A 26,133-nucleotide genomic window follows, 5' to 3' on the forward strand; every position below is an offset into this window, starting at 1 on the left:
TCACAATCCGCTCCACCGACCGCGGCGATCTCACCACCCAGGCCACACCCACCACACCCCGCCACCCGGCCACCCGGCCACCCGGCCACCCGGCCTGAGAAAGACGAAAAGGAACACCCCATGACCACCACACCCGCCGGCCCCGACCCGACCATGGAAGCAACAAGCCACGCCGTCACCGAAGGACAAACCGGCAACCGCACCGCCGCCCGCCAGACACTGCTGAACCTATGGTCCGCAATCGGTTTCACCGGTGACCCACTGCACCGCCGCACGCTCGCCCACCACCCGGCAGACCTCTACAAAGACCCCGCCCAAGCCCTCGCCTGGGACATCCGAGCCCTGGACGCTGCCGACGCCATGACCGAACAACGCCCCCAGAACCACCCCGCCGGCTTCCATCCCTCACTGCACCTCAACCTCGCCGACAACTACCGCCGTCCCGGCACCTTCCAAGCCGCCACCGAACACATCAACGCGACCACGACACACGCCACCGCCCTACCCCAAAATCCCTACAACGACCTCCTCCACCACACCATCCAACAGGTCACCTGGGCCATCACCCGACAGGACCAGTCACCACGAACCTCCCCACCCGGCTCCCGCACATGACACACAAGAACACACACCATGGACGACGCGGTGAAGACCGGTGACACGACGGCCCGCCCGACGATCCGGTCGCTCCGATGGGACCGAACCAGACCACAAACCCTCGCGGGACGGAACACGGCTGAAAGCCGCGCACCACCGCCAGGTCAGCGCGGCAAGCCCCCGGACAGGAAACAGACCTTCCAGCCGCTCCAGCAGCTCCGGCAGCTCCGGCAGCTCCGGCAGCTCCGGCAGCTCCGGCAGCTCCGGCGGAGCGGTACACGGCTGAAGGCCGCGCACCGCCGCCAGGTCAGTGCGGCAGGTCCCCGGACGGGAAACAGACCCTCCAGCCGCTCCGGCAGATCTCTTTGCGGGTCAGTGCGGCAGGTCCCCGGACAGGAAACAGATCTTCCGATCGCTCCGGCAGCTCCGGCGGAGCGGTACACGACTGAAAGCCGCGCACCGCCGCCAGGTCAGTGCGGCAGGTCCCCGGACGGGAAGCAGACCTTCCAGCCGCTCCGGCAGATCTCCGCCTCCGGGTCGATGAGCCCGTAGGCACGGTCGATCGTCAGGAAAGTGACCATGCGACCGGAAGGGAACCTCGCGACCGCCTGATGCACCGGCCCCATCCCCTAGCTCCGCTTGACGTGGCCGAACCGTGCCGGACCACCCTCAGCGATCACGAACCCCACGACACAGACCTCGCCGAGACTGTCCTCGCTGGTCACCCGGTCAGGCTCGCCCCAGACCGTGAAGAGCACTCCGGACGCCGGTACCTCCTCGGGAAGCCGGCCACAGCCGAGCGAACTATGGCCTTCCCGGATCCCGGCGTAGCAGAAGGTGCGTCCGCCGGACATCCAGACCCCCTCCCCGTTCCTGGCGCCCAGCCGACGGATCACAACCACCTCGCCCGCCGGTGGAACCCTGTGTCCTGCCGGCATCCGGATCGCGAACACCTCCCGCAGGAAAGAGCGGTCACAAGCGCCGACCGCCGCCCGGCCCAGCGGCCGCGCCGGCAACATGTCGTACCGCCCCCGGACGACCGCCGAGGACACCGCGGCCGAGGGCTCGACCGCTGAAGGCTTCGTACGACCCAGCAGGAGTGCCGAAGGGCCACGGTGCAGTTGAGAGCCCCCTCACCCGGCAGCCCTTAATCAAAAGCCTTACATCCAAGGGGTTGAAGGTATCCGGCTTTTCCTGACAGTATGCCAATAGACGCCAGGGTAAGGATCCCTGGGTATCCATCTATGGGGGGCGGATCATGATCCACATTACTCTCGGCGCCATGCGGCCTGTTGAGCCGCAGGAGGACCAGCTGGGGCGTGGTTACGTCGGCTGGCACGAGAGCATGAGCGACGAAGCGCTCTTCCAGGCCAACCGGGGCTGCTGGGTCCTGGGGGAGCGGGCGGAGAAGGAGCAGTACGCGCTGCTGTCGCACGGCGGGAAGGTGCGCATGGCCATCGAGATCGACAAGCTGGTCCCGGTGTCCGGGGGCCGCAAGGCGATCGAGGGCCGGTTCCTCAAGGCGGGTCACGCGGTCTACGACGCCTACGTGGGCGAGGGCACCCCTGTGGAGTCGGCCCGGAACCCGATCACCTACTTTGACTCGCCGCATGACACCCGCCTGTGCGGGTGCGGCTGTGGCGAACCGGTCGCCGGCGGCTGGTTCCTGGCCGGGCACGACCAGAAGGCGCTGCACGCCCGCGTCGCCAAGATCGGCACCGTCCGCGAGTTCCTCGACTGGTTCGACAGCACCTACGCCGAGCCGACGGCTGAGTAGCAGCTGAGCTCGCACGCCGCCACACCTCAAAATCCACCGAGGCCCGCCGCACCACGCGACGGGCCTCGGTCCGTTCCTGCGCCCCAGCTGTCTGCAACAGCAGAACACACACAAAGACCCGACATCAGGCAGGCTCAGCGCGCAACGCCTCCCGGTGCGAGCAGGCTGGTGAGCTCGGCAATCGCCTCCGGGGACGGTTTGAAGTAGCGCCGGACGTTCTCCGGCCTCTTGTGCCTCGACTTCGCCATCAGCATCAGCAGGGAGGCGCCCTGCTCTCCGATGTGGGACAGGGAGGAATGGCGGTACTCGTGGAGATCCCAGCCCGTTCCGAGTCCGCGTACGGCCGTGTGCTCATCCAGCAGAGCCCGGGCCTGCCCGTACGACAGGCGGGCGAACCCAGTGTCCGGACAGACGCCGCGCGCGCTGACGACCTTGCCGGGCCCCGGGCGGCGGTGGGTGACGAACACCGGCCCGCGGGTGCGGCCCTTCAACAGCCGCGGCAGGAGCCGGGCGGTGCCGGCGTCCCAATACACCGTCTCCAGCACATAGTCCTCGCGGGCCTGGCCCCGGCGGCGGGCCTTGGTCCGGCCCCCCTTCGCCCTGACCGGGCAGCGGCGCCCGGCGAAGTCCAGGTCCTCGATGTTCACGCCGAGGAGCTCCTCCGCCCGCCCCGAGGACTCGCAGAGCATCCGCCACAGCGTCTACTCCCCGAGGTGGACCTCACGCCGGGCGATCAGCCGGCCGATGGCCATCTTCGAGCGGGCCGAGGTCTCGGACTCCGGCACAGCCAGTCGCTTCGCCCAGGCCAGGACCGTCGGGCCGTCGTCACCGCGCTCGGAGCACCAGCCCGTCCACGACAGCACGGCGCCGCCGCGGGCGTTCCAGGTGTTCACCATCGAGCGGCCCCACAGCAGCTCCAGCGCCTCGCCGTTCTCGGCGTCCTCCACCAAGGCGAGCAATCGGCCCTCGCCGAGGCGCTCGGCAGTCTTTCCAACGGCGATGGCGTAGGTCCGGACGGTGTTCGGGTTGCCGAGCGAGTCGAGGAACAGGCCGGCCGCCGCCCGGACGGTCAACGCCTTCCCGGTCGGCAGCTAAACGAGCGTGAGCACCGTTTTCCCCTTGCCGCAGACAACGGGGCCGCTTCGTGCAGCAGCCAAAGAACGTCATCGCAGGTGACGCATCAAGCTGTTGGTAAGGACGGCTGTTGATGAGGGGTGGATAGCCCCTCGGGCCTGTCGTAGCGGGGTGCGACAATTTATCCGTGTCCGAGGAGCTCTCACGTTGGTATCAGGGTCGCCTGGTGGGCGGTCCGTTCAGGCCGTTCGACCCAGGTGAGTGCGCCGCGCTGGAACAGGAGCTCGGGCTGCCCCTGCCCTCCGCGTACCGCTCGTTCCTCGAATCCGCCGGCGGGGAGAAGCTGGACTACTCGGTCCGCCTCCCGGCCTGTGAACCAGAACCGGTCCAGGGCTTCGACGAGCTCTACCAGTTGGGCCGGGACGATACGGGTGAGTACGGCTGGGGAACTCTCCTGGGCGAGTACCGGCGCGGGCGCGACGGGTGGCTCGCCGAGAGCGTGCCCCTGACGGGCCTGCTGCCCATCGCCCGCAACGGTGGCAGCGACACCCTCTTCCTCGACCTGAACCCGTCCACTCATGGCCAGCTCCATGCGTTCGTCCATGCCATGGCTGGCCGGGGTATCTGGGGAACCATGTCTTCACGAAGGTCGCCGACGACTTCGACGCCTACCTCGACAGCCTGTTCATCGACCCCGACATGGCGGAGGAAGCCTGGGCCACCCCCTGATCTGGAGGCTCGCCTCAAGCGTCCCCGGGTCCCCGGGGACTTCGCAGGGCCGCGTAGCCCAGGTAGTCCGTTCCGGCTCGTTCGGCGTAGCGCATCGCTGCCTGAGGGTTCACGCCAAGGACGTCTGCCAGGACGGTCGGCGGGGCTTGGCGGACCATCTGGATCCAGGCTCTGGAGCGCGTGGCCATGGCCGGGATCCCGGATCCACGGAAAATCGCCGCAACGCTGTAGACGTGCATCGTCCGCCCGGGCACACGTCCGGGAAACACCAAGCGGCCAGTCCGGGCTCGCGGCCGTACTCAGGCCAGGGCGAGAAGCGAAACGACTTCAGACCCGCCCCGCCATCGATGACCCATCGGCCGCCCACCAGGGCCGACGCAGGCTTAGCGCACGATCTGACACCGATGTTCCTCAAACCCCAACCCACACTCACCACCCACGCCCACGCCCACGCCCGGGCCCGGGCCCGCCAGCGCGTCAGCGGCTGTCCGCCATGCGCCGAGTCCCCCCGAGGCGAGCAGGGGGGACACGCGCACTCCGGCTCCCTCAGAGTTTGCCTTCCATCACAACCGTGCGATGCCCGCCCAGCGCGCGGGAGAGACCTTCGAGGAACCCGGGGCCGAGGCCGGGCCAGTCCCAGAACTCGAAACCGAGATACCCGAAGGCGAAGTAGCCGTCCGACCACGTCCACGCGGTCAGGTCACCGGAACGCCGGCAACGCGGGCAGGCGGCTTCCGCGCTGCCTGTGTCGCTCCAGTCGCCGATGGCCTCACCGAAGGGCTCCCACGCCCCCTCGATCTCCTCCAGCCGGTCGGTGCAGAAATCCGCCCGCCCGGCACAATGAGGGCACACCGCGAACCTGGGATCGCCCTGACCACAGTCGAACACCGTGCGGCCGGTCACAATCCTCAGACCGCCCCCGGGCTCCCCGTCCCCCTGACCGACCGCCCTGGCCCAGGAAGGACCGGGCGGATACCCCGACGGCACCCCGAGAACACAATCGGTGACCTCGGCCCGCACTATCCCCTCCCCCACCAGCCAGTCGAGTCCGCTGACCGCCAGGAAGCCGGCGTCCGCATCCGTGGCGTCCAGATCAACGACCGTCTGAAAGTAATTCCCCATGAAACAACAGTAGAAGCAACCACCGACACCACGACACCAAACCTCATCCACCCCGGACCCGGCACCACCCCTCAAACACCGCTGACCCGCGACGACGCTCTTGAACTTCACCCCCGGAACCACAGGATCGAAGAGGCACACCGAACCTCTTCCATCCTGTGCTGGACAGTGAAAGAAGCGCACTGAGCCCATCCACCGGATCCGGCGGAACAACAAGCCCTACCAGCAGACGAAACCACTCCCCGATCCCCGCACCGCCCAGCTCACCCGAGCCGTTGGCTTTGTCCACGAGAACGTCGAGCACGGACAGCACTTCGGCAGAGGTTTGGGAGGCATCTGAGGGCAGCGGCCCGCATCAGATGTTCACGAGTTTCGGGTTCTGGCACAGATCCTGGGGAGCGGTCGCGGAGGGTGATGATCCTGTTCGGTTTCAGAGGGTGGTCACGAGCCGCGGCTGCCCGACCCGAACGCTTCCCCGAGGATGAGATCGGTTCTGGATTCGCCTGCACGATCGTCCTGTCACACACTCACGGCGTACCTGAGCTCGTATGGAGAGCGGCCAGTCCCCCGGCCAGCTGCGTGCCGGCAGACTCACAGCTCTACGGGGCGCCGGGTTCTCCTGCGGTGTGCGGCTCCCGCCCGTCCGGGTGCCGCTGGCAGTACGTCCAGGGGGTGAGAGCCGAGGCCGAGATGGTCTCTCGGCCTGTGGAGTGTCCCAGGTCGATCCGCGCGGCCTGGTCGAAGGGGAAGTCGACTTCTATGAGCCCCACGGCAGCAGCCACTGCCGCAGGCAGCTCGGACAGCAAGATCGGTTGTGTCGGCACGCCGTACCGGCTGTAGCGATCGTCGTGCTCCTCGTCCCAGGTGAAGAGATACGGCGCCCGTGCCAGCTCGATGACGCAGTGCTGAGGACAGTCGTATTCCGCACACCCCGCGTCAAACCACTCCGGGTGCCGCGTCCTGGCCCAGGCCGTCGCCTCATCCAGGACCTGCACATGGGCGTTTGCCGCCGAGGGCACCGGTCCGAATGCGGAGCAGAACAACCCGACCCGGTCGAACGGATCTACCGCCCACCAGTGGAACTGGAGTCCCCAGCGAGGATGCGTCATGGGACAAGCATATTGAGGCGTCACAGCCCCTTCTGTGCCCCGGGCCCGGCCTACGGTGAAGCCTGGCGTTCACTCCGTTCAGATCCGGTCGCACCCAGTAGTCCAGCTCGGTACCGAAGGCCCCGAGTGACCAGATCTCGAACGACGACTGCCTGCCCGACCCCGATGCTGCCGATTCTCGGTCCTGCCGCCGATCCTGGAAAGTGATCGCGGAGCATCACTGGGCAGGATCATCTTGCGGAGAAGTCTGAAATCCGGCTCGACCGCAGAGCAGCCGCTTGACCTTCTTGATGCGGATGACGGCCCCCTCGATGCTGCCCAAACTCCAGTCGACAGTGAGCCCGGCTGTCACGGCGTCGAGGTCTCGGAACAGGTGGAGTACGAAGCCGGTGAAACCGGGCAGCCGGCTGGCGTCGACCACGTCGATCCAGGCAGGGAGCGTGGCGCCGAGACGGCCGGCGAGGATCTCACCGAAGTCGCGGACGTGTCCGGCAGCCGTATCCAGTCCAGGGCAGCGGTCACGGCGGCTGTGAGCGTCCCGACCGAGGCGAACGCTGCGCGGCCGGATAGGCGGCCCCGTCCAGGCGGGCGAGCTTGCCCGCAGCAGCGGCGACCAAGGCAGCCAGGAGGAGAGCCACGACGGTGCCGAGCAGGACGGTGGCGAAATCGGACAGCCGGGCCACACGCTCGGAACGAGCCGTCACCGGTACGGCTGGTGCATCGCCAGCCGCACAGGCGAGCGTCCTGAGTTCGAGGAGCGGGTCTGCCGACGTCCTGAGGGCTTGTGCCAAGGAGACAAGCGTGGCTTCGCTCGGTACGGTCCCCCCGTTGAGCGCCTGGCTCGTCGTGGTACGTCCGAGCCGGGCGCGCCCTCCCATACCGAGACCCTGTTGCACCCGAAGGCGCCGCAGAAAGCACTTCAAGCTTTCCAGAGGCTCTCTTGCAGCCTGCCCCTGTCATGTCCCCGTCGATGGCGCTGCACCGGCTGGTCCCGCCTGCTCAGCTTGGCTCCAGAGCCGAGCCTGGGACTTGTCTGTGTCTATACGGCTGTCCATACCGACAGCCTGCCTGCCAGGACCCGATGCCGGCGGCCGATGTGCACACCTGGCCGGAAACTGCGTGGCCGCTGGGCCGGCCGGCGCCTGACCTACCGGCCTAAGGAAAGCCGCCACCAGGGAAGCCAGCGAACCGCCAGAAGCGCATACGGTCCTCGCTCACGCCCGGCGACGTCTCGACGTCCGGTGGGCCCTCATCCGCGACCAGCGAACCTTCGACGTCCTACCACCTCAGCGCTGTCTCACCGTGGGCTGATCCCTGTTGCCCAGGACAGCGCGTGTTTGATCCCGCGGTGCGTCTCAGTTCCTGATGAGAGGCTCGTAGGGGTGGCCCTCCGGCGTGAAGATAAGGACAAAGTTCTCACCCATCCGAACAGCTACCTCCCGCAAGCGGACCAAGACGTCTGCCTGGGCGGCCAACTCCGAGCGAGTCTCCGTCGTGCACCCACAGGCTCTCTTCCGACCGGCCCCCTTGAACGCGATTCAGAGAAGGAGACTGGTCCGCCGCTCATGCCGAGAACATGAGCGTGGACGCGGGCGGGCGCATCCTGAACACGCCTGCACCCGGCGCGACTTGGTGGGCCGGACCGGGGCGAGGAGGTACGGGCAGAGGGCCGGAGGCCCGGGCTCCCTCCTCGGCCGACCCGGCTGGCACAGGCGAGGAGAGACACGCCGCCGTCCGGGCGGACCGGAGCCAGGTGCGTGGGCGCCCAGGGGCTCACCGCGGACCGGGCAGTTCACGTGGTGCCCTGCGCTCGCGTCCCCGGGTCTTGACCGCATGGCGGTCCGGGCACAACGCGATCATGTGAACCGGACGGGTAGAGCACCACCGTGCTCGGTCACCAGGCAGGACACTCACCGTGTGAACGCTCTGACAGGTCATGGGAGGCGTGGAGCGTCTACCGCGTACAGGTTCAGGTTCTCGCCGGACCCGGACTGAGTGACGTCGCCACAGGTGGCGTACAGAGTCCCGTCGTACCAGGCAGCCGTGGACAGGTTCTGGGGGAAGGTGCCGATGCTGCTCCGCTTTCCGGTTTCCGGCTCGACCCTGACCATGCGGGTGGGGTCACTCGTCAGGCGGAAGAGCCAGGGCTGCTTCTTGCTCTCCTCTGTGTCGCTCATGAGAAAGAGGTCGTCCGCCTCCCACAGGACCGCTCCGGTGCGGAGTTTGGCTGCGACCACGGCCTCGTCACGGTCGGGTCTTTGGAACAGGACGGTCGTGCCGACGATGGCGAGGTCCGAGCTCGTGTCGGGCAGGCTCCACAGTCGTCGGCCGTCCGTCAGCGACCAGGCGGTCCTTTCTGTTGCCGAGTTCGAGCCGAGAGCGATTCCGTGCTCGGCAAGGATCTGTCCGTTCGCTTTCAGGGGCGGCAGGGCGCTGCCGTCAGCGGCACTGACGACGCGAAGGGTTTTGTCGTCGTGGAAGTAGATCTTGCCGTTGGCCGCGCCGGCGAAGGACAGGGGGACGTTGCGACCTGGGGCCCCGGACCGGTGCGTCCAGCGTGGTGTGCCGGTGGCCGGGTCGATGGCTGCCCACCATCCTTGCCAGTCCTGGGCGAAGAGCAGTCCTCCATGATGCTCCAGGCCGTGGACCGTGGGAAGGTCGAAGCTCATCCGGCGGGCCCAGATCTCTGTTCCTGTCCGGGGGTCCAGCCTGTACACCCAGGCTCCGAAGGCGGTGAACAGGGCGCCGTCCGTGAAGACCGCGTACCCGCCGGAGGTCACCTCGTCGACGTCCGGCTCTCGGCGGTGGGTCCAGCGGACGTTGCCGGTCCTCGCGTCGAGGCACTGCGCCGTGTCGAAGGAGCGTTTGACGAGGAGGGAGTCCGTGGAGAAGGAGAGGGCCCTATGGACGAACTCCGTCTTCTCGGGAAGCTGCCACAACTCCTCGCCGGTGTGCGCGTCCTTGGCCCGGAACACGGGTTCCTCCGACGTCGCTGTCAGCAGAACCGATCCGACCTGCCCGAAGACGTGGAATTCCCCGGGCACCTTCCATTTCGTCTTGACGGGGCCCGGCCCGGTCCCGCCTTCACGGCGGTCCAGCATCTTGGGAACGATCACCGTGGTCGTCCCGCCCGTGACGACCACCCCGACACCGATCAGAAGGGTACGGCGGCTGACCGGCCGCCCGGTGGGACGCTCGGGCGGAGTGCGAGGGCGGGCGCGGCCGGCGGTCGCCGCGTTCCCCAGCAGTTCGGCGATCGCGCCGAGGCGGGCCGCGGTCCCGGCCGCTGACGTGGGGCGGCGATCGGGGGACTTGGCCAGGAGGTCGGCGACCAGGAGGTCGAGTTCCGTGGGCAACCCGGGGCATGTACGGGAGGGCGATTCAGGGACTTCGGTGGCGTGGGCGACGATCTGGGAGAGGGCCTCCCTGTCGGCGAACGGAGGCTGTCCCGTGAGGAGGTGATGTAACAGGCAGCCCAGGGAGTAGAGGTCGGACGCGGGCCCGACCTGGGTGCCCCGCGCCTGTTCCGGTGACATCCACGGCACACTTCCGAGGACTCCCCCGGCTTGGCTCAGCCGGTCAAGACCCAGGTCTGGGTGGAACCAAGCGATGCCGAAGTCGAGAACCTTTACCGTTCCGTCGGGCGTCAGGATGACGTTCGCGGGCTTGATGTCACGGTGGATGATCCCGCGCTCGTGCGCGGCCTCCAGCGCCGCGCAGACCTGGCGGGCCCAGTCGACAGCCCGGGCCGGGGCCGGCGGGCCGTCGGCCGCGAGGAAGCGGTCCAGCGTGCGGCCGGGCGCCAGCTCCATCACGATGAACAGTGTCTCGCCGTCCCGCCCGAAGTCGTGGACCGTGACGACGTGCGCGTTGGTGGACAGACCGGCCGCAGCCCGTGCCTCACGCTCCAAACGGGCAGCTGCCTCCAGCGTCACACCCGGCCCTGAGACCGTCTTGACCGCGACTTCACGGTGCAGCACGAGATCCTGGGCTCGCCACACCACGCCCATGCCGCCCGCCCCCAGGCGGTCCCCCAGCAGATAGCGCCCGGACAACACACGCCCTGACACAGGTGCCCCCTTCAACATCTCTAGCGGTCGATCGACTGTACGAGGCGGGCGACGGCGTCGCATAGCCTTCCGTGATCTCGGCGTATCGCGGAGGCGCCGGGCCCGTCGAACCGACCTCCAGCCAGGCTGGGCGGCACGCGGCCGCGCCCTTCGCCACGTGGAAGAAGATCGGGACGGGTGGCCGGATGGGGTCTGCAACCAGATCACCCTCACCGGCAGCATCGGCGGCGCCGCCGGCGGCGGCCTGATCGCCCGCGACAAGGACGGCGTCCGCTGCCTCCACCTCGACAGGAGCAACGGCACCTTCACCGCCCGCAAGCAGATCGGCGGCTGCTGGAGCGCCTGCACCGAAACCATCGGCATCGGTATCGGCGACGCTAATCGCGACGGGCGGCCCGGCCTGTTCGCGTACGGCCCGAACAAGACGGCGTACCTCAACGCGGGCACCGGCGACTACCGCAAGCCCCTCACCACCCGCGTCGCCGGCCCTGTCCTGACCGGCCAGCCCGCCTGCAACCACGTCTCCTGGCCCTGCCCGAGTCCACAGGACTGCCGCGGGGAACAGCTCCCTTGCCCCGAGGAGGGCTGCCCCGGCGTCTGCTGCGGGCGGTCCTCTGGTGACGATCACCATCCGCAGACAGTCACCGCACCACGGTGCCCCCGTCCCTGCAGTGGACGGGGCACCGCCGTGTCCGGGACGGGCCGACGGTGCGGCGCTCGAAACGTGCGCCCTGACCGGTCGGTCCGGGCAATGGAGCCGCCCCGCACCGGAAGGGGGTCCGGGCGGGGCGGTGCCGGCCGCACGCGGAGAGGGGGTGACCACGGCAGACGGCACAGGCGTTCCATGCGCTCCACCACGCCGCCTGCCCCCGCATCGGGCGCTCACCCCGAGCGGGTGGCCTTCAGCTCACCGGCCCCGGGGAAAGGAAGGAAGGGCGGCTCAAGGGCGAGAGCGGGAGCAGGCGGACTTCCCGAAAGGACCACGTCCCGCCTCGCCGTCACCGGCAGGCAGCCGGCGAGCCGGACGGCGGCCCGGCCGCCGACAGCCGGCCAGATCGCCCGCACCATCCGGGGCGAGGGCCACAGTGCAGCGCCGGTACGGCATGGTCAGGCACGGCACCTGCTCCGCCATGGTCCGGCAGGAGCGCAGGCCGTTGCCGCAGAAGGACCGGCGGATCCGCAGACGCAGCAGCGCCCGCCGCCCGCCCAGCGGGCAGTCCGCCAAGCCCCGCATGCACGTGCTGCGCACCCGGAACGCAGTCGCGCCGCACGAGAGACACGCCACCGACTGCTGCCGGGCATACACGCCGATCCACACCACACCCCCAACGACGCTCCACCACATCGATGCCCAGCCTGGCTTTGTTCACCGACAACGGGCGGCAGATATTCACCCCATCGGGAGGCGCAAGCAAGCGCCGGAATCGAACACGGCGGCTTGGGGAACCCTCGGGCGCGTAGGGAACGTTCCACGGGTCTCCTGTCCATCGCGTCAGGTGGAACCGCCCCCGGCCTTTCACCCTCCCGGGTGCTCTCTCCGCGTCGGGTTTGGTTCGCCACCCCGGCCAGCACGTAACGTGATCTTTAGTCACTCACTGTTACGTAGGGATGGTCATGAACTGCTTCTCACGCCTGACCCGCCGCTCCCTGGCCCTGGTGAGCACCGCGGTGCTGTCGGGTGGGCTGATCACGGCGACGGCCACCGAGGCATACGCCGCCGAGGTCCTCATCATCGATGGATACACCCAGACCGTGAGGGAATCGGACGGCACCCCCGTCCTGTGTCCCACCGACCAGGTCCTGCTCGGCCGGTCCCACTCCGGCGACGAGAACGGCTCCACCACCTACTACTGCGGGATCATCCTCATCGACGGGCAGGTGGCCAGGGTGAGCGCGCCCGCCTGGAGTGCGTCGCAGAGGGAGAGCAACTCGTACTTCTCGGCTCCGGCCAACCAGGTTCTGGTCGGCCGGCAGCACACCGGGGACGAGAACGGCACCACCAGGTACGCCACCGCGTCGCTGAGTGCCGGAGGGCAAGCGGTGGAGCTGAAGGACTTCCGCTGGACCCCGGGACAGAGGGAGAGCAACAGCTACTCCAAGGCCGGCGAGCGTGAACTCATGGTCGGCCGGCAGCACTCGGGCGACGAGAACGGCCAGACCTCCTACCAGTACGCCATGATCGCCGACTGACGCCTTCCCCACGACGCCCCGCCCCCGAAGCAGGCCGGCGGGGCGCCGTCGTCGCCGGCCTAAGCAGCGCCGGCGGAGCTCGGAGCGGCAGTCGCGAACCGGCTCAAGGCTCACAGTCGGCCACGATCTCCTCGCCCTTGTATCCCGCAATCGAACAACCGCCAACTGCAGCGCCTCCCGATGGGGTGAATATCTGCTGCCCGTTCTCGGGTTCTGGCTCGCTTTCCGTGATGTATGCACGCTGAGTTACGACTGGTGCCAGGAGGCCGCCCGGGCCCCGTTCGGGATCTCCGATGGGGCTTCGGGAAGTTGCCTGAAAATGATCAGGGCCGATCTTGGTGTGGTCGACAGTGCGGCGTCGTGGAAGAGATGTCGCCCCGCCTTGAGGGCCTGCTGTTACCGTCCATCGCGGACGTGTCGGTGCTGTCGCTGGACGTGAGCCACGAGGCGATACGCCTCGACCTGTGCAGTACGGCGGCCGGGGCGGCATGCCCGGACTGCGGGAGCGAGTCAAGCCGGGTGCACAGCTCTTACCTGCGGTTTCCTGCAGACGTGCCGAGTGGGGGACGCCTGGTGCTCCTCCGACTGCGAGTCCGGCGGTTCTTTTGTCCGGATTCGTCCTGTGCTCGGCGGACGTTCGCTGAGCAACTGCCGGGACTGACCCGGCGGCACAGCCGGTGGACCGAGCGGTTGCGGTCGACTCTCGCCGCGGTAGGTCTCGCCCTCGCCGGCCGGGCCGGCGCCCGGACGGCACGGGTCTTCGGGGTGCCCATCAGCCGCAGCCCGGTGTTGCGGCTGCTCGATGCATTGCCCGAACCGGATGTCCCGGCCCCGCGGGTGGTTGGTGTTGATGAGTACGCCACACGCAAAGGGCGGGTCTACGGCACGGTGCTCGTCGACGTCGAGACCCGCCGGCCGGTGGATCTGCTGCCTGACCGGGAGGCGTCCAGCCTGGCCGCATGGCTGGCGAAGCGACCCGGCATCGAGATCGTCTGCCGGGATCGCGCCCTGTTCTTCGCGGAAGGCGCGCCACAGCCGGGGCACCCCAGGCGACGCAGGTCGCCGACCGCTGGCATCTGTGGCACAACCTCGGGCAGGCCGCCGAGCGGGCTGTCGCCCGCCACCGCCAGTGCCTTCGCGTCCTGGTCCCCGATCGCGAGGGGAAGGCCGATGAATCGGCGCCGCCCGAGGAGAAGGTGGACCCTCCATGGCGGAGCGAGCGGTTCGCCAACCGCGTCCGAGTCCGGCACGCCACGGTCCACGCGCTGCTGGAAGCCGGCCACAGCCGCCGTTCCATCGGGCGTCAGCTCCAGATGACCCACCGCACCGTCAAAAGCCTCGCCGACGTTGCGAAGCCAGAAGACCTCTTCCGAGGCCAGTGGCAGCACAACAGGACCTCCGTCCTCGACGAGTACAAGCCCTACCTGGACGAACGCTGGGACGAGGGCTGCACCAACGCCTGGACGCTCTGGGAGGAGAGCGTTCCCTTGGGCTATCGCGGCAGCTACGGCCGGGTCAGCGCCTACCTGCGCCAGAAGCGCACCTCGCCACGGCCGGTCACCGCGCAACCGCCGGCACCCCGCGTGGTGACGAGATGGATCCTGAGCCGACCCGAGACACTGACCGAGATCGAACAGCTCAGGCTCAAGGCCGTCCTTGCCAACTGCCCCGAACTCGACGCCCTGACCGGTCACGTCCGGTCCTTCGCCCACACGCTCACCGAACGCCAGGGTGAACGACTCCCGCAGTGGCTCGACGCCGTCCGCCAGGACGACCTGTCCAGCCTCCACACTCTCGCGGCCGGCATCGACCGAGACCGCGAAGCCGTCATCGCCGGCCTGACGCTGCCCTGGAACTCCGGAGTCGTCGAAGGCCACGTCAACCGGATCAAGATGCTCAAGCGCCAGATGTTCGGCCGCGCAGGCTTCGACCTACTTCGCAAACGGGTCCTGCTCGCCCCGTAGTCATGTGTTGAAGCTCCTATAGGTCGTCAAGCCCGCGGGTGGGGTCCGTAGGATGCGTTCGTGGCGGGGTTTGATGAGGTCAAGGCGACGTTCTGGGGCGAGGGTCGGTACGGGGTTCAGTCACCGTTGACCAGCGCAGTGATTGAAGACGCCGAGCGTCGGCTCGGTGTCCGTCTGCCGGCTTCGTTGCTGGAGGTCCTACGGGTCCAGAACGGTGGTGTCGTGGCGGAGCTGTGGAACGCGTTCCCGACCGATGTGCCGACGTCGTGGAGCGAGAATCACGTTCCGCTCGACGACTTGATGGGCATCGGTCGCCGCGACGGCCAGTTGTCCTTGCTGGACACGGCCTACTTGGTTGAGGAGTGGGGTCTTTCGTCCCCTGTGGTCCTGCTGTCCGGTGATGGTCACTGCTGGATCGCTCTCGACTACCGGGTGTGCGGGAAGCGCGGGGAGCCGTCCGTGACGTGGTTCGACGTGGATGACGGCACGGAGCTCCCGCTGGCGGCGGACTTCCGCACGTTCGTCGAGCGGCTGACTGCGTCTGAGTCGCTCGACCTCGGCTGACGGGGACGGCAGACGGGTCAGCGTCGCCCGGGTCCGACAATTCAACACACGAACAGCCCAAACGTCAGTCAGACCCGGAGTCAGACCCCCGAACGACGCCAGGGACATCCTCACTGTCAGTCCCTGATGCGAGGATCCGGGCGACCTTGCGTGAGGGAGATCAGCATGGGTACCTGGGATACCGGTCCCTTCGACAACGACACAGCCGCGGACTTCGCCAACGCGCTTGACGACGCCGAGCCCGAGGAGCGTGAAGCCCTGATCCGCGGCGTCCTCATCCGGACAATCGACGCAACCGGCTATCTCACGGAAGCAGAAGAGGCGGTGGCCGCCGCCGCCTTGATCGCGGCGCAATGTCCGGGAGACGAACCCGTCGACATGTCCTACGGTCCGGAAACACCGATGCCCGAGTTCCCTTCCGACCTTCGGGCACTCGCCGACGAAGCCCTCGCCCGCATAGTCGGCGACGAGGATGGGCCGGCCTCAAATTGGGTCGACCCGGAGGATTGGAAGCAGTGGCGAGCCATACTCACCCGCCTTCGCGCAGTGCTTGCCCCGCCACCCCCTTCCATTGCTCTCTTCGATGTCCAGCCGTAACGGAGCGTCACTCAGCACGGAAGTTGAGTCAGAACCACGACTCGCGAACAAAGCCAAGCCGTCGACGCTGCCCGCGCAAGTCGCCGACTCGCACGCTCACTCGCCAACGCAAGCGCTCGGTCACAGGACCGTCTGGTCCGGGCCCGCTCGCCGTCCAGGGATCTACAGGCCGGACTCGACGTGCCCGATGTCCGGGAACCAGACCTCCTCCATAGACCCGGCACGGCGGCCGCCGTCCTGGAAGCAGACCTCCCCGAGTCCCTCTTCCGCGATCTCCCGCAGTCCGCCGCCGCTTGCGCCGGCCTCCTGCACACCGAAGAGGCAGGCCGCGCAGGACGGGGGGCAGGACGACGGCCGGGCGCCGGATGCGGCCCTGGCCCGCCGGCCCGACCGGCGCGGTGCAGCCCACGCGGGCCCGGGTGCCGATGCCGCCCGTGGACACCGCCTTCACCCTGACCTCCGCCCTGGCCTTGGCCCTGATCTGCGGCTGCCACCGCTTCTCCACCCCGCACTCCAGGCACACGGCGAGATCGCCACAGGACTTTACGATCTCGTCCCTCACGTACCGCTCGGCGATGCGCTGCGAGACCCGCAGCCTCTCGGCAACCGCCCACGCGCCCTTCATTCTCCTGTTGCCGGTTCCGGGGCCTCGGCGGGGGCGGGGCAGAGCGCCGTTACCAGAGCAGGCCGAAGGACATCCACACGCCGAGCACCAGCAAAAGAGCCCCGGCAATCAGCGCGAGGGCCGTCTTGCAGACCACCGCGACCATCCCGCTCACGTGGGCGGCCCGGTGGGGCCGGACCGGGTCGTAGGTGACCGGGATGGTGGGCGCACCGGACCCGCCGGAGTACTGGCGGGGGACGCCGGCGGCGTCGTTGTAGTAGTACAGGGGGCCCTCACCGCTTCGCCCGACTCGCTCGGCATCGACGGTGACGCCGTGCCGGGCCAGATACATACGAAGGGCCACCTTCTCGATGGCTACGCCGGCCGTGACCAGTGCGAGGAAGAGGACGATGAACCCGGCGACCACGCCGACCACGCGCGCGCCATGGGTGACGCCCACCCAGACCGCGTAGCCGGCGCACGCGAGGAGAACGAGCGCGAGGACGGTGAGCCGGACCCAGGGCACGCCTTCGGGGGCAGCAGCATGGTCCCTGATGATCAGGGCACTGCCGGCCGGGTCACGCTGCTCGGGCAGGGCGCTGACGAGCCGGGTGATGAAGGCGGTGGTCGCGTCCGGGCTGATGCCCTCGACGTGGTGACTTTCTCCGTCGGTGAGCACGATCTCCATGCTGCGGGCATCGGATCCGGCGACGCGGACCTCCGCGATGGCCGCGAGGGGGACAGCGAAAACCCCCGAAGCGCGCGAGATCACGAGCGCGCCGGTGCCGAGCGTGAGGTACACATGACGCCCGTTGAATTTATGTATGAAGCCCATGCGGCCGATCATGACGCAAGCGGCCCCCGCCCTGCCCCCTCCCGGAAGGGAACGGCTGCACGACGATCTCCCCAGCGGCCTGCCCTCCAGCACGCAATCGCGGGCCCGCACCGTGACGACAGCCGTTCTCCCTCCGCAGCGCCTGTCCTCCAGCGCCGAATCGCGGGTCCACACCGTATCGGCAGCCGCTCTCCTTCCGGACGCCGTCACGATCATCATGAAATGTCCGCCACAGCCCTGAGAACGTCCAGGGACGCTCCGTTGATCGAGCCGGCCTTGTCCGCGTGGCGAACGGAGCGCCGGCACACGGCTCTGCACTGCGGCCGGCCTCCCGGGCACGACCCGCGCGACATCACGGACACGATCTTGCATGCCAGCCGCACCGGGGTTCAGTGAACCTCTTTCATCCTGAACAGCTGCAGGTCAGCAGTGTGTGGACAGCCTGGACGACGGTGCCGGCACGGCAGGCGGAGCATCTCGCCCGACGCAGCAGCCCACCAGGACAGCCGGGCGAAGGCACGTTCGCCGGATGCTCCGAGGCGGGCGTGGCCGCAGTTGAACTGCCGGCAGCGGGCAGGCTGTTCACGGCAGTGGCAGTACGGGGCGCGGAAGGGAGCGCCGGCGTCCTGTGCCGGGTCCGGGGCCGGGCTTGCGGGTGGACGAACACCGGTCTGCAGATGCAGCCCTGCTCCGCCGCGCCGCCGACCACGCCCTGCGGCCTCACCGGCGCCGACCTGGCCGAGGCGATCAGCCGCGGCGCCCCGGCAAGAGCTGCGCGCAGACATCACCGGCCGCTGGCCGCGAACATCCCATCGGCCCGATGTCAGGGCTTCAGCGCCTGCTGTGTCCGGTTCACGATCAGCTGCGTCATCCCGACGGGCAGCCCAGGATCCGGCCGGTCCTCGGAAGCCGAGCACGACACTTCGACGACGACGCTCCCCACCAGGGCTGCCACGCTGCAGTCGGGCGATCCGGGATTCTCGACCGAGGCCACCCACCTTCCAGCAGCAGCATCTCCCAGGACAGGCAGGACCATGGGGGTCGTGGTGATCGACGGATGCGGTGCCTTCTCCCAGCGACTGACACGCGAGTCGTACATCTTTCGTGCCAGTCCCGGACTGTCGAAGGCGTTCGCGGTGAAGGAGACTCTGTCCCCGGCCTCGGTCTGATACCCGTTCACGGCGCTGAACAGCAGCCCGGGCACGCATGAAGAATTGGTTCGGCAGGAGTCCATCGCCTTGACCTCGGCCGCCGTGTACACGCCTGTGCCGTTCATGACCGACCAGCCGACCGACATATGAACCAGCTCCGGCATAACCGCCTTCATCTGCCCTGCGTCCCTGATGACGCCGCTGGACCGCGGGCCCACGTCCGGCGTCCCCGCCCCTCCAGTCCCTCCACACCCGGACAGCACCAGCGCAACACCCACAGCCGCCCCAACCCGCCCGTACCAGCTCATCGCGCCTCCCCCATGCCGCCACCCCTGTCCCGACCATGACAGCACGCTCGCCCGCGCAGGCCCAGTGCATTCCCAGCCCGGACGATCCGACCACAATCCATCCGGCCTGCAGCCTCGTACGACCACGAAACAGGGCCGCAAAGCCTGAGAACACAGGTGTAGCGTCTCGTGACTCGCGGCATACCACTCCACGCTGACCAGCAGGTTTCCGACTGGATTTGCAAAGCGCGCCGACGTCCAGTCTCAAGCCCGTCGCACTTCCTCACGGCATGCCGGTGGGGAGACGTCGAAGCCGACGGCTCCCCACCGGCACCATCGGGCGACACGGACTGGCTCGGTACACGAGAACGAACGGGAGTCGCTTGCCGACGGCTTCGGGAGTCACCGCGTGACCCCATCGCTTGAACGATGCCGATGAGTCTGGAAGCCACTGACGGCCGGGCCGGCGCCTTGAGGGGGCTCCCCGAGGCGGTCAAGGAGTGCGGCTTGATCGATGTACTGAGTAACTGCAGCGAGGACTGGCTGTGGCCCGGAAACCCCACGGGGCGGTCGCGACGGTCGCTGGGAAGGTTAGTCCCAGCGCGTGGTTGTCCTTCCCGTCGAGCATGTGATTGAGCCACCGCTCGTACCAGCTGAGGAAGTCCTGTGCGGAGGAGACGTTCGGGGGCCAGAAGCCGTCCGCGTTGCCGGTGACCACACGGCCGGTGAGGGGGCCCGTCACTGCGATCAGGCACAGATCGCTGCAGCCCATCTCGACGATGTGAAGAAACAGGTCTCCTTGCAGCGCGTCCGGGTGGTCCACATGGGTGAATCCCCGCGGTCCGCCGTCCGCCGTCCGCCAGCTCCCGGTTCATCGTGAACAGCCTGCACTCCTCCAGCGGAAAGAGACCGTAGAAGGGACCGGCGCCGCTGCCTCCGAGTTCGCAAGCCCATACTGATCGTTTCAGAATGAGTTGAGCTCCGGACTTTGCGCTCGACGATCCTGGTCGGCAGAGCGGAGCGGCTCTTCTGTCAGGTGACAACCAGCCGCTGCCTACCGTCGATGAGTTCGCGCACGGCGTCCAGGTGGCCGGCGTGGGTGGCGGTCTCAGTGATCACGTGCAGGATGACCTCGCGGAGGTTGTGGTACCGCCAGCTGCCGAAGAAGTCCGGCCACCAGCCCGGGGCCGCGTCCAGGTCGGCGCCGGCCAGGAAGGCGTCCGCGAGCTCGCCTTCCTGGCGGTAGAGAGCGAAGACCTCCTCGGCTGTCATCTCCAGGGTGGGCTGCCACGCGCTCTCCCCGGATCCGAGGATCTCCTCGATCGCCGCTCGTTCTCCCGCCGCAACCGCGCGGAACCAGAACTTCTCGTCGTCCAGGGCAAGGTGGTGCACCAGCCCCAGGCACGTCCAGCCGGACGGTAGCACCGGGCGCCGCAGCGCTTCCTCGTCCAGGCCCTCCAAAATGTCCAGAACGTGCTTGCGCTTGCTGTTCAGGACCCCGAGCAACGTGGTCAGTTCAGTGTCAGCCATAGGCCGGACCGTATCGGGCCCCACTGACACACGGCTCGCTGGTCGTTTCAGGATGCCGTTCCGAGCCGCCGCAGGCAGATGATGACGCAGGCCACATCGAGGAGGCCCTGGTGGAGGTCGGCGCAGCGTTCACAGCGGGTGCGGAGTCGCTTGAACTGGTGCAGCCAGGCGAAGGCCCGCTCTGCCACCCAGCGCACCCTGCCCAGCCCGGAGCCGTGTGCGACGCCGCGTCGGGCGATCATCGGCTTGATGCCGCGCTCCCACAGCAGGCGGCGGTACTTGTCGAAGTCGTAGCCCCATTCGGCGTACAGACGTCGAGGGCCTGCGGCGGGGCCGTCCGCGCAGGCCCCGGATCGGCGGGACTGCGTCCAGCAGCGGCAGAAACTGGGTGACGTCATGCCGGTTCCCGCCGGTGAGCGTCACAGCGAGCGGAGTCCCGTGGCGATCGACGACCATGGGGCTTGGAACCGGGGCGGGCGCGATCGACGGGCGAGGGGCCGACGTGATCCCCCCCCTGAGGGCTCGGACATGGGACCCGTCCACAGCGCAGTCGTCCACGTCCAGAGAGTCCGCGCGCCGCAGTGCGCTCCGCACAGCGGCGTGCAGGCGGCGCCAGACGCCTGCCTCGGTCCAGTCCCGTAGCCGGCGCCAGGCCGTGACGCCCGAGCAGCCCACGGCCTCGGCGGGGACATCACGCCAGGCGACACCCGTCCGCAGCACGTACACGATGCCGACCAGAGCGGCCCGGTCCGGCACCCGCAATCGCCCGGGATGGCCGAAGCGCCGTCGGGAGCCAGCGGCAGCAACGGAGCCACCCGCTCCCACAGGCCGTCAGGAACAAGATCAGCACCCGACACAGCGCCGACCAAGAACGCCGAGCGCAAAATCAACAACTCGACTCATTCTGAAACGATCAGTGAGTCGTCCCCGCCCGCGCGGACCACCGTCCCCGGGCTGGTGACCACCCCGGCCGGGGAACGCTCCCGCCGCCGGCGCAAGGCGGGTGATCACCACAGCGGAGAGCCACATGCTGCTGTCGTTGTGACGTGGTCCGCCGGGGCGTCCGTCCTGCGGCACGGAAGACGCCCCGGGCGAAGCAGCACGCAGGTGGGCGATCGGCGCTGCACCAGAACCGGATCACATCCGAAGCCTCATGATCACGAAACGAATCATCATCGCCCCCAGAGCCAGGGCCCCGCTGTCAGGCCGGGTGGCGGCGGGAGCGGATGGCGATGATCGCGGTGTCGCAGATCATCGCGACCGCGCCGAGGACGGCCAGCGGCCAGGTCCCCTCCGGGGGAATGTACTGCCAGGTGATGCCGGCGGTGATCCCCGAGGCAAGCGCGATGCCGGTACCGGCGGGATAGCGGAGCGGGATCGTGAGGTGCCGGCCGGCCCCGGGTTCCGGCCGGGCGCCGGCCGTGGGATCCTGCAGAGACATCCGGTGCTCTCCTTTGCGGTGGTGCCTGGTGGCTCCGCCGCTCCCACGGTTCCAAGGCCGAGAGGGGAGCGGCGGACTGCTGTGTGGGGCTTTGCGGGCGAGGTAGGCGCGGGTGTTCACGCCTTCCGTGCTTTCACGGCGCTCATGCTGCTTCCCTGCGCCGGTGGACCCGCAGGACCCAGGCGAGCGCCGGGCCGCTGCGCAGGAGGAGGCGGGCGAGGAAGGCCACCCGGGCGAGCCGGGGCGCGCCGGCCATGTCATGCCATTCGGCCGTCCACTCCTCGGCCCAGCGGTTGCGCTGCCTTGGGGGCAGAAGCCGGACCGCAGCGCCGACAATCAGTGTTGCGCGCTCGTCGCGGCGGGTTCTGGCGGTGCCTTCCGGTGCCTGATGGCGAAGGAATGCCTCATACGCGTCGTCATGGGCGTTCCCGAGAGTGCTCCTGACGGCTTCCGGCTTCAGCCCAGGAAACTGCTCCTGCAGGAGATCGTCGAAGGCGAACTCGAACTGCGCTCGATCCCTTAAGGCCGCTGCCGCTCTGAGGCGCGGGTCGGCGACGATCGCCCGGGCAAAGGTGCGCAGGGCTGCGGTCCGCAGAACTTGAGGGCGGCCTTCAGTAAAGTTCATCACGCGTGCCCCCGGCGCTTGTGGGTCCGCTGGATCCAGGCGGTCCTGGGGCCGACCCACAACAGAACCCGGACCAGGTAGCCGGCGCGGGCACGCAGCGGCCGGTCCGCGATGTCGTACCACCAGCCGGACCACTCCTCGACGAAACGCTCGCGCTCCTGTCGGGGCAGCAGGCACGAGGCGAAGCCGAAGGTACGGGGGCGAGCCGGCCGGGACGGCGGGACCGGTCGGGTCTCCCAGAACCGGACGCTCTTCGACACCGCGACGGACCGCTGCCGGCGACGACCGCTTCCCCCAGCGGCAGTTGCTGCAGCCTGCCCGCCAGCGGCCTGGCGATCCGACCGCGCGGTGCGCTCGGAAGGCGCCACCGTGAACGTGTCAGGAGGCATGGCGTCGAGCATGGTTCACCCTCCCCATCCGTCCGCCGCGGGGCGAAGCCGCGCGGACGTGGTGCCGCCGTTGTATGCCTGGGCGAGGGCGAGGCGGGAGGACTCGGCACCATGGGGCGAGAAGCGGTAGTAGCGGCGGCGCGGCCGGGGCGGGTCCGTCTTCTCGATCTCGCTCCGGTCCTCCCAGAAGGACTCCAGCCAGCCGGCGTTCTCAAGGCGGGCGAGGATCGGATGGATCGTGCCGGGCGCCAGACCCGCGGCGTCGGACAGCTCCAGCCCGTACCGGGCCTTCGCGGGCGTTTCCAGGAGGGTCCGCAGCACCAGCTGTGTCTGGAGCGTCATACGCGGAGTCTTAGCCATATCAAAACTCTAATATGGCGCCCACCTGCGGCGCAATGCCCTCCCGAGTGACCGTCACACGCCGTGCACAAGCACGGCGTTCGGCCGGGAGCATCCGCGCAGGCCAGACACGACCACCCCGCCGGTAAAGCACTCCGCAAAGACTCCGCCGGGCCGGACACCGGCCCGGCGGCAGACACTCCCGCACGAAGGCCGGGCGCCACTCTCCCGGCTCCGGACGGCCCCGGCGGACCACGCCGAAGCCGGCAGCAGGTAGGGCGTACGTGCGGAACTCCCCGGCAGCACGCCGGTGCAACCGGTTGTCAGTGCTGTTGGGCAGGGTGTGCATGTGACGAATCGAGACGAGGATCGTGGCGCCCCCAACTGGTCTGGGCTGCCTCCGGCTGCCAGAGAACTGCTCATGGCGACCGAATGGGATGCCCTGCAGCATGCATATGGGAGCGCAGAGGACACCCCGTCGTGCCTGGGCCAACTCCTGAACGAGGACCCCGAGGTGCAGGCCGGGGCGCTGGGAATGCTGGATATGTCCGTGCTGCATCAAGGGTCGCTCTACAGCTCCACCCCGCCGACCGCACGGTTCGTGGCAGCGATCTTGACTCACCCCCGGACTTTGGCCGAGCACGAGAGTTTCTTCCCCTGGGACGACCGGACCCGGCCCCTGCGGGCCGCGCTACTCGACTGGCTCGGCCAGGTCGTCGAATCGGCCTCCTACGGCGAGGACCCTGGCAGCGAGGGCGAGTACGAGGAGGAGTGCGAGGACGAAGACGAGCTCGAAGCGATCCGCGCATGCCGGACCATCCGACCCGAGCTCTACGACGCGGTCGAACCGTTCCTCGACGATCCTCATCCGCACACCCGAGAGGCAGCCCTCGGAACAGTCACCCAGCTTCTGAAGGCACCCGAACTCGCCGAACTCATCCCCCGCGCCGCCCACCGCCTGCGTAGCGTTCTCGAAGCAGACGGCAGTCGCCGAGAACGCTCCTCCGCAGCTCTGGCGTTGGGCGCCTGGGGCCAGGACACCACCGGCCTCCTCGACGATCCTGACCCAGCGGTGCGCGCTTGCGCCGCTCTGGCCACCGGATGCGCGCACCTGCCCCGTGCCACCGCCGTCCTGCTCGAAGCCCTGCAGAACCCGGCCGAGGCAGACCACTGGTTCCCCGACCCCCTCCCTCAGATCGACGGCTGGCTCCGCTTCACCCTCATGAAGGCCGTCCTTGACCGCGTCGACGCCTTCGAAGACCTGGCCCCGGCAGCCATGGCCTTGATTCCGCTCGCCAGCGACTACACCGTCGACCGCGACTGGGGTCCGCTGCTCGTCAAAGCCTTCCCCACCGGCTACAGCCCTGGCCTGCCACTGTCGGCCGCGCAACGGGAGCTTCTGCAAGCCGTCACCGCCAATGACGAATGCTGGGGAAACATCGGCAACAAATTCCGCTGGCTCAGGAAAGCCGGCCTGCCGGAGCAGCGCGACGCCATCCGAGCCCTGCTCTGATCACACGGCCATAGGCTGATCCGGTCCCAGAACAAGACCTGTCCGCGGGCCTGGAGCGTTGTGTGAATCACCCATGAAGCCGTGGTCTCGAGAGAGGCAGAGTCTTCGGCAGAGGAAGTCCTGGGTTCCGAGGGTGGTGCAGCTCCAAACGAATCGTCGGCTCAGCTCAGCGGTCGTGCCAGGCAGAGCAGCTTGGGGCTGGGGGCGGATCAGGGCGGGTCCAGGATCAGGTGCGTCAGCACCACGAGCACAGGTAACGCCGCGAGGTGACTGCGGTCCTCAGCCGAGATCTTCTTGCTGACGGCGAGAACTCCGACGCGGCCGAGGCGATCGGTCCACTCCTTCCCGAGGTCGATCAGCACTCCGGAAGCGGACCGGTCCTCGACGATTCTTCGCGCCAGGCCGAGGACTCGTCCGGTCTGCCGGTGCCGGCGGGCGAGCCGGCCGGGCCGACGCCGGGCCTGGATGCCTTCGGGCAGAGCGGCGAGAAGCATGCCGTGAGTGGAGCGGACCCAGAGCTGATGCCGCGGGCAGAGGTGGACGCGGGCGGGCGAGAGAGTGATGACCACGGAAGCGGTGGGGCTGCGGCGGGCTGTGCAGCAGCGGCAGGGACAGCTGATCAGCCGTTCCGTTCGCTGCCCGGGACCGTGAGGGCTGAGGAATTCGGCAAGCACGGGCAGGGCCCTGGCGAGTGGGGCGCCAGACGGTCGGGTGAGTGAGAATTCCAGCCGGTGGTGGTGTTGCTGAGCGGGGAGAACTCAGGCGGCAGCGGGCCCAGGAGACGGGCGGGGAAGCTCGCGGGACGGTCGTTGACGACGGCCAGGCGGTGGAGACAGGAACCGAGGGTCTCGTCGTGGACAGGACCGACAGTGACAGGCAGCCTGCGGAGTCGGTCAGGCCAGCCGTCCCGGATCAACAGGTCCCGCAACGCGAACTCGAACTGCCAGTCGTCCATTGCGTCGAGCTCCGCCAGCCTGAACCACAGAACCGACAGACGCCGTGCTCTCGCGGCGTTCTCACGCCTGCTCGACACCACCCACTCGGCGCCGGCCACGAGACCCCGCAAGAGCAAGTGCCGTCACAGCAGGCCACCACCCCATCAACGCCTCGGCCCATGCCAGCTTCGGCAGCGCGTCGAGGATGCCCGCGCTCGCGGGCCGCGCGAAGGTCCTGGACGGCTCCGGGCGGGGCCGGTGAGGCTCATAGCAGCCGGCCGAAGGGATCAGCGATGACCTGCACGTTCATCCCGTGCTTCTTGTGCTTCCCGGAGCAGAACGGCCGGTCCGCGGCGATGCGGTCGACGGGCAGGAGCGTGCCGTCCAGGATCAGATACGCCTCCACCGAAGCGGTCCGCACCGCATCGGCCAGGCTCGGGACGAGAGCGGCCAGGAGGTCGACCGCTTCGGAGACATGACGGAAGGCAGTCGTGCTGCCGACACCGAATCCGGCCGCGAGCTGGGCGTACGTGTGTCCCACCCACAGATGGGCGAGGGTGAGCAGGGCCTGACGGCCGGCGTTCAGGCGCCGCCACCGGAAGCCAATCGTGCGGCGGTGGCGCCGCAACTGCTGCGTGAGGAAGCGGAGGGCGGAACTGGACACGTCGGCGCCCGATAGGCAGACAAGCAC

General features: G+C 68.6%; 23 protein-coding genes and 6 pseudogenes. 9 read left to right on the top strand and 20 right to left on the bottom strand.

Features of this window, described 5'->3' with window-relative positions; translation table 11 throughout:
• The first annotated feature begins 120 nt into the window (after positions 1 to 120).
• Positions 121 to 615, top strand: a complete 495-nt coding sequence (locus tag ACFVU3_RS37345) for a hypothetical protein (RefSeq protein ID WP_390073242.1) — start codon at positions 121 to 123, stop codon at positions 613 to 615.
• Positions 616 to 1,226: 611 nt separating this feature from the next.
• Here ACFVU3_RS37345 and ACFVU3_RS37350 read toward each other — a convergent pair.
• On the bottom strand, positions 1,227 to 1,550 hold the full coding sequence (locus ACFVU3_RS37350) for a hypothetical protein (RefSeq protein WP_390073243.1): 324 nt from the start codon (positions 1,548 to 1,550) through the stop codon (positions 1,227 to 1,229).
• A 329-nt stretch (positions 1,551 to 1,879) separates the two neighbouring features.
• On the opposite strand from ACFVU3_RS37350, the gene ACFVU3_RS37355 reads away from it, so the two are divergent.
• A complete protein-coding gene (locus tag ACFVU3_RS37355; protein ID WP_390073244.1) occupies positions 1,880 to 2,374 on the top strand; it encodes a hypothetical protein in 495 nt (164 codons plus the stop codon).
• 134 nt (positions 2,375 to 2,508) lie between these two features.
• Here ACFVU3_RS37355 and ACFVU3_RS37360 read toward each other — a convergent pair.
• A pseudogene (locus tag ACFVU3_RS37360) lies at positions 2,509 to 3,465 on the bottom strand (site-specific integrase).
• Between the two features lie 209 nt (positions 3,466 to 3,674).
• On the opposite strand from ACFVU3_RS37360, the pseudogene ACFVU3_RS37365 reads away from it, so the two are divergent.
• Positions 3,675 to 3,986 (top strand): annotated as a pseudogene (locus ACFVU3_RS37365) (SMI1/KNR4 family protein); the annotation flags it as partial.
• Between the two features lie 737 nt (positions 3,987 to 4,723).
• Here ACFVU3_RS37365 and ACFVU3_RS37370 read toward each other — a convergent pair.
• The 5 genes from ACFVU3_RS37370 to ACFVU3_RS37390 all read right to left on the bottom strand — a co-directional run bounded on the left by ACFVU3_RS37370 (position 4,724) and on the right by ACFVU3_RS37390 (position 10,541).
• Positions 4,724 to 5,410 (bottom strand): hypothetical protein, encoded by a 687-nt coding sequence (locus tag ACFVU3_RS37370; protein ID WP_390073245.1) that lies wholly within the window; start codon positions 5,408 to 5,410, stop codon positions 4,724 to 4,726.
• A 488-nt stretch (positions 5,411 to 5,898) separates the two neighbouring features.
• On the bottom strand, positions 5,899 to 6,408 hold the full coding sequence (locus ACFVU3_RS37375; RefSeq protein WP_390073246.1) for a hypothetical protein: 510 nt from the start codon (positions 6,406 to 6,408) through the stop codon (positions 5,899 to 5,901).
• Between the two features lie 217 nt (positions 6,409 to 6,625).
• Positions 6,626 to 6,829 carry a hypothetical protein gene (locus ACFVU3_RS37380; RefSeq protein ID WP_390073247.1) on the bottom strand — a complete coding sequence of 68 codons (204 nt, stop codon included), beginning with the start codon at positions 6,827 to 6,829 and terminating at the stop codon, positions 6,626 to 6,628.
• Positions 6,830 to 6,926: 97 nt separating this feature from the next.
• The gene (locus ACFVU3_RS37385) at positions 6,927 to 7,199 is read right to left on the bottom strand and encodes a hypothetical protein (RefSeq protein ID WP_390073248.1); all 273 of its coding nucleotides are present in this window, start codon (positions 7,197 to 7,199) and stop codon (positions 6,927 to 6,929) included.
• A 1,143-nt stretch (positions 7,200 to 8,342) separates the two neighbouring features.
• Complete coding sequence (locus ACFVU3_RS37390) at positions 8,343 to 10,541, bottom strand: protein kinase (protein WP_390073249.1); 2,199 nt, start codon at positions 10,539 to 10,541, stop codon at positions 8,343 to 8,345.
• Positions 10,542 to 12,092: 1,551 nt separating this feature from the next.
• On the opposite strand from ACFVU3_RS37390, the gene ACFVU3_RS37395 reads away from it, so the two are divergent.
• From ACFVU3_RS37395 to ACFVU3_RS37415, 5 genes are all read left to right on the top strand, one after another.
• Positions 12,093 to 12,668, top strand: a complete 576-nt coding sequence (locus ACFVU3_RS37395; RefSeq protein ID WP_390073250.1) for a hypothetical protein — start codon at positions 12,093 to 12,095, stop codon at positions 12,666 to 12,668.
• Positions 12,669 to 13,037: 369 nt separating this feature from the next.
• On the top strand, positions 13,038 to 13,985 hold the full coding sequence (locus ACFVU3_RS37400; protein WP_390073277.1) for an ISL3 family transposase: 948 nt from the start codon (positions 13,038 to 13,040) through the stop codon (positions 13,983 to 13,985).
• Entirely contained in the window at positions 13,982 to 14,632 is a 651-nt protein-coding gene (locus tag ACFVU3_RS37405) for a transposase (protein ID WP_390073251.1), read from the top strand. The genes ACFVU3_RS37400 and ACFVU3_RS37405 overlap by 4 nt, the downstream gene beginning before the upstream one ends.
• 60 nt (positions 14,633 to 14,692) lie before the next feature.
• Positions 14,693 to 15,196, top strand: coding sequence for an SMI1/KNR4 family protein (locus ACFVU3_RS37410; RefSeq protein ID WP_390073252.1), 504 nt, complete (start codon positions 14,693 to 14,695; stop codon positions 15,194 to 15,196).
• A gap of 150 nt (positions 15,197 to 15,346) precedes the next feature.
• Entirely contained in the window at positions 15,347 to 15,793 is a 447-nt protein-coding gene (locus ACFVU3_RS37415; RefSeq protein ID WP_390073253.1) for a DUF4259 domain-containing protein, read from the top strand.
• A gap of 162 nt (positions 15,794 to 15,955) precedes the next feature.
• On the opposite strand, the pseudogene tpg reads toward ACFVU3_RS37415, so the two are convergent.
• The 11 genes and pseudogenes from tpg to ACFVU3_RS37470 all read right to left on the bottom strand — a co-directional run bounded on the left by tpg (position 15,956) and on the right by ACFVU3_RS37470 (position 22,997).
• A pseudogene (gene tpg, locus ACFVU3_RS37420) lies at positions 15,956 to 16,460 on the bottom strand (telomere-protecting terminal protein Tpg).
• Positions 16,461 to 16,467: 7 nt separating this feature from the next.
• A complete protein-coding gene (locus tag ACFVU3_RS37425; RefSeq protein ID WP_390073254.1) occupies positions 16,468 to 17,451 on the bottom strand; it encodes a hypothetical protein in 984 nt (327 codons plus the stop codon).
• A gap of 184 nt (positions 17,452 to 17,635) precedes the next feature.
• Positions 17,636 to 17,861, bottom strand: a pseudogene (locus ACFVU3_RS37430) (IS5/IS1182 family transposase); the annotation flags it as partial.
• Between the two features lie 194 nt (positions 17,862 to 18,055).
• Positions 18,056 to 18,547 carry a hypothetical protein gene (locus tag ACFVU3_RS37435; protein ID WP_390073255.1) on the bottom strand — a complete coding sequence of 164 codons (492 nt, stop codon included), beginning with the start codon at positions 18,545 to 18,547 and terminating at the stop codon, positions 18,056 to 18,058.
• 616 nt (positions 18,548 to 19,163) lie between these two features.
• Positions 19,164 to 19,493 carry a hypothetical protein gene (locus ACFVU3_RS37440; protein ID WP_390073256.1) on the bottom strand — a complete coding sequence of 110 codons (330 nt, stop codon included), beginning with the start codon at positions 19,491 to 19,493 and terminating at the stop codon, positions 19,164 to 19,166.
• 209 nt (positions 19,494 to 19,702) lie between these two features.
• Positions 19,703 to 20,200 carry a DinB family protein gene (locus ACFVU3_RS37445; protein ID WP_390073257.1) on the bottom strand — a complete coding sequence of 166 codons (498 nt, stop codon included), beginning with the start codon at positions 20,198 to 20,200 and terminating at the stop codon, positions 19,703 to 19,705.
• 47 nt (positions 20,201 to 20,247) lie between these two features.
• Positions 20,248 to 21,057, bottom strand: a pseudogene (locus tag ACFVU3_RS37450) (IS5 family transposase).
• A 344-nt stretch (positions 21,058 to 21,401) separates the two neighbouring features.
• Complete coding sequence (locus ACFVU3_RS37455) at positions 21,402 to 21,641, bottom strand: hypothetical protein (RefSeq protein WP_390073258.1); 240 nt, start codon at positions 21,639 to 21,641, stop codon at positions 21,402 to 21,404.
• A 142-nt stretch (positions 21,642 to 21,783) separates the two neighbouring features.
• Positions 21,784 to 22,266 (bottom strand): hypothetical protein, encoded by a 483-nt coding sequence (locus tag ACFVU3_RS37460; protein WP_390073259.1) that lies wholly within the window; start codon positions 22,264 to 22,266, stop codon positions 21,784 to 21,786.
• Complete coding sequence (locus ACFVU3_RS37465; RefSeq protein ID WP_390073260.1) at positions 22,266 to 22,526, bottom strand: hypothetical protein; 261 nt, start codon at positions 22,524 to 22,526, stop codon at positions 22,266 to 22,268. Before ACFVU3_RS37465 ends, ACFVU3_RS37460 begins: the two co-directional genes overlap by 1 nt.
• A 144-nt stretch (positions 22,527 to 22,670) precedes the next feature.
• Positions 22,671 to 22,997 carry a PadR family transcriptional regulator gene (locus tag ACFVU3_RS37470; protein WP_390073261.1) on the bottom strand — a complete coding sequence of 109 codons (327 nt, stop codon included), beginning with the start codon at positions 22,995 to 22,997 and terminating at the stop codon, positions 22,671 to 22,673.
• 418 nt (positions 22,998 to 23,415) lie between these two features.
• Here ACFVU3_RS37470 and ACFVU3_RS37475 point away from each other — a divergent pair, with 418 nt between their 5' ends.
• Positions 23,416 to 24,507: a HEAT repeat domain-containing protein gene (locus tag ACFVU3_RS37475; protein ID WP_390073262.1), complete on the top strand. Its 1,092-nt coding sequence runs from the start codon at positions 23,416 to 23,418 to the stop codon at positions 24,505 to 24,507.
• Positions 24,508 to 24,716: 209 nt separating this feature from the next.
• Here the strand turns inward: ACFVU3_RS37475 and ACFVU3_RS37480 are convergent, their stop codons facing one another.
• Together ACFVU3_RS37480 and ACFVU3_RS37485 are read right to left on the bottom strand one after the other, a co-directional pair.
• On the bottom strand, positions 24,717 to 25,001 hold the full coding sequence (locus ACFVU3_RS37480; RefSeq protein ID WP_390073263.1) for a hypothetical protein: 285 nt from the start codon (positions 24,999 to 25,001) through the stop codon (positions 24,717 to 24,719).
• A gap of 604 nt (positions 25,002 to 25,605) precedes the next feature.
• A pseudogene (locus tag ACFVU3_RS37485) lies at positions 25,606 to 26,133 on the bottom strand (transposase family protein); the annotation flags it as partial.

The sequence above is a fragment of the Streptomyces sp. NPDC058052 genome (genome assembly GCF_042885515.1).
Lineage (GTDB): Bacteria > Actinomycetota > Actinomycetes > Streptomycetales > Streptomycetaceae > Streptomyces.